Here is a 499-nt window from a genome sequence, read left to right on the forward strand (position 1 = left end):
CGGCGCTCATGATCAACGAGCCGGCCAGCCGCATTTCGGCGTGCAACAGGCCGACCGCGTTGTTGTCGGCGTCGTCGGAGCGGAAGGAATTGGAACAGACGAGCTCGGCCAGGCTATCGGTCTTGTGCGCATCGGTGCCACGAACGGGCCGCATTTCATGCAGGATGACGGGCACGCCGGCTTGCGCTGCCTGCCAGGCGGCTTCGGAACCGGCGAGGCCGCCGCCGATGATGTGGATTGGGTTTTTGCTCATGAGCGCCGGAATAATCGCTTGGTGCGGCGATTGCAATTGCCGTGCGCGGTGCGGGGCAAACAGCTGCTGATGGGAGCGCCTCGTGAAAACAACAACACCCGCCGGGGGAGGAGGTCCGGCGGGTGTCGTTTTTCGGGTCGACCTTCGGGAGGAGGTGAAGGCCGGCCATATTCGTCATCGCCGGGGAGGAGGTCGGCTTTGACGAAATTCCTTTCGCCATTTTTAGAAGGGGCGAAACCTCTGGAG

Annotated in this window: 1 protein-coding gene; it reads right to left on the bottom strand. The window is 62.9% G+C overall.

Annotated features, from left to right (window positions below; translation table 11 throughout):
* The coding region (locus EN994_RS34710; RefSeq protein WP_127308313.1) for an FAD-dependent oxidoreductase at positions 1 to 253 on the bottom strand (253 nt) is incomplete at its 3' end.
* Positions 254 to 499: the final 246 nt, after the last annotated feature.

The organism is Mesorhizobium sp. M7A.F.Ca.CA.002.09.1.1 (genome assembly GCF_003998555.1).
GTDB lineage: Bacteria > Pseudomonadota > Alphaproteobacteria > Rhizobiales > Rhizobiaceae > Mesorhizobium > Mesorhizobium ciceri.